The organism is Mycobacterium sp. SP-6446 (assembly GCF_001954045.1).
Taxonomy (GTDB): domain Bacteria; phylum Actinomycetota; class Actinomycetes; order Mycobacteriales; family Mycobacteriaceae; genus Mycobacterium.
Genome location: NZ_MBEM01000217.1, coordinates 1 through 2849 on the forward strand (window position 1 = coordinate 1; position 2849 = coordinate 2849).

The 2849-nt window shown below is 67.4% G+C and carries 1 protein-coding gene; it reads left to right on the forward strand.

Annotation, left to right across the window (positions count from 1 at the left end; translation table 11 throughout):
* Positions 1–2849: amino acid adenylation domain-containing protein (locus tag A5736_RS19405; RefSeq protein WP_139333439.1), on the forward strand; the 2849-nt coding region annotated here is incomplete at both ends.

Sequence of the window (2849 nt, forward strand, 5' to 3'; positions counted from 1 at the left end):
TTGGACGCCGACGCGTTGGGGGCGGCGTTGGCCGATGTGGTGGGTCGCCATGAGAGCCTGCGCACGCTGTTCGTGGCCTCCGATGGGGTGCCGCGGCAGGTGGTGATGCCCGCCGAGGGGGCCGACTTCGGATGGCAGGTCGTTGATGCCACGGGTTGGCCGGCGGCTCGGTTGAGTGAGGCCGTCGGGGAGGTGGCGGGTCACAGTTTTGATTTGGCGGGCGAGATTCCGTTGCGGGCACGGCTTTTCCGGGTCGGCGCGGATGAGCATGTGTTGGTGGCGGTGGTGCACCATATCGCGGCCGATGGCTGGTCGATCACCCCACTGGTGACCGATCTCGGGATGGCGTATGCCAGTCGCTGTGCGGGTCAAGCCCCCGACTGGGTGCCGTTGCCGGTGCAGTATGTCGACTACACGCTGTGGCAGCGGGCCCAATTCGGTGATCTCGAGGACCGGGATAGCCGCATCGGCGAGCAGCTCGCGTATTGGGAAGACGCCCTGGCCGGGATGCCCGAGCGGCTGGCCTTGCCCACCGATCGGCCCTACCCGCGGATCGCCGATCAGCGCGGCGCCCGCGTTGAGGTGGAGTGGCCCGCGCAGCTGCAGCAGCGAGTGCGCGAACTCGCCAGCGAGCACAATGCGACCAGTTTTATGGTCGTGCAGGCGGCGCTGGCGGTGTTGTTGGGCAAGCTCAGCGCCAGTAACGATGTGGCCGTGGGCTTCCCGATCGCCGGGCGGCGTGACCCGGCGCTCGACGGGCTGATCGGATTCTTCGTCAACACCTTGGTGTTACGTGTGGATCTGGCCGGTGATCCCAGTGTGGCGGAGTTGCTCGCCCAGGTGCGCCGGCGGAGCCTGGCCGCTTATGAGCATCAGGACGTGCCGTTTGAGGTGCTTGTGGAGCGGCTCAACCCGATCCGAAGCCTGGCTCATCATCCGCTGGTGCAGGTGATGCTGGCCTGGCAGAACCTGCCCGGACACCTCAGCGAGCCCGCCGCCGGGTTCGCGTTGGGCGATTTACAGGTCTCCGAGTTGCCGGTGGATACCCACACCGCCCGAACCGATCTGTCGTTGTCGTTGGCGGAACGCTGGACCGACGATGGTGACCCCGCCGGGATCGCGGGGTCGGTGGAATTTCGCACCGACGTGTTCGACACCCCCACCATCCAGACCCTGATCGGACGCTTGCAGCGGGTCGTGGAGTCATTGACCGCCGAACCCACCCGTCGGTTGTCGTCGGTGGATGTGCTCGATGCTGCCGAGCGCGCCCGGCTCGACGAGATCGGTAACCGAAGGACGCTGACCCAGCCCGCATCCGCGCCGGCATCGATCCCAACATTGTTCGGCGCGCAAGTCGTGCGCGCACCCGAATCGGTGGCGGTGAGCTTCGAGGGCCGCACCCTGACCTATCGAGAACTCGATGAGGCGGCAAACCGGTTGGCGCAGTTGCTGATCGGGTGTGGTGTGGGCCGTGGTGGGTGTGTGGCGTTGGTGTTGCCGCGCTCGGTCGAGGCGGTTGTGGCGATGTTGGCGGTGCTTAAGTCGGGGGCGGCGTATGTGCCGATCGACCCCGCGCTGCCGGAGGCGCGGATCGGGTTCATGCTCACCGATGCCGCGCCGATCGCCGCGATCACCACATCTGGGTTGGCCGGGCGGCTGGACGGGCATGACGTGATGGTTGTCGATATTGATGACGAGCGCATCGCGGCTCAGCCCAGCACCGCACCACCGCCGCCGGATCCCGGGGACATCGCGTATGTGATTTACACCTCGGGTACCACGGGGGTGCCCAAAGGTGTTGCGGTGACGCATCAGAACCTGGCTCATTTGGCGGCGTCGTCGCCGGCTGGTCTGCCGGTGGGTCAGGTGTGGACGCAGTGTCATTCGTATGCGTTCGATTTTTCGGTGTGGGAGATCTGGGCGGCGCTACTGGGCGGGGGACGACTGGTGGTGGTGCCCGAGGACATCGTCGGCTCGCCGGAGGATTTGCACGCCTTGCTGGTTCGGGAAGGGGTCACTGTGTTGACCCAGACCCCCTCAGCGGTGGCCGCGCTCTCACCGCAGGGGTTGGAGTCGGTGGCGTTGCTGCTCGGCGGTGAGGCCTGCCCGCTCGAGGTGGTGGAGCGTTGGGCTCCGGGGCGGGTGGTGATCAACGCCTACGGGCCCACCGAGGCCACGGTGTATGTGTCGATGAGCGCGCCGCTATCGGTCGGGGCCGATGCGGTGCCGATCGGTGCGCCGGTGTGCACGGCGGCGCTGTTTGTGCTCGACGAGTGGCTCCACCCGGTGCCGGCCGGGGTGGTCGGTGAGTTGTATGTGGCCGGCACCGGGGTGGGCGTCGGCTATCTGGGCCGTTCGGGGTTGACCGGGTCGCGGTTTGTGGCGTGTCCGTTTGGTGGGCCCGGGGAGCGGATGTATCGCACCGGGGATTTGGTGCGCTGGCGCGCTGATGGGCAGCTGGACTATGTCGGTCGTGCCGATGAGCAGGTCAAGATCCGCGGGTATCGCATCGAGCTGGGCGAAATCCACACCGCCCTCACCGAACTCGACGGGGTGCAGCAGGCCGCGGTGATCGCCCGCGACGACCCCTCGACCACCACACGCCTGGTCGGCTACATCACCGGCACCGCCGATCCCGCCCGCATCCGCACCGCCCTGGCCCAACGCCTACCGGCCTACATGGTCCCCGCCGCCATCGTCGTCCTTGACGCGCTACCCCGCACCGTCAATGGCAAGCTCGATACTCGCGCGCTGCCCGCCCCCGAATACGGCACCGAACGGTATCGGGCCCCGGCCACTCCGAGCGAGGAGATTCTGGCCGGGATTTATGCCCAGGTGCTTGGGGTGCC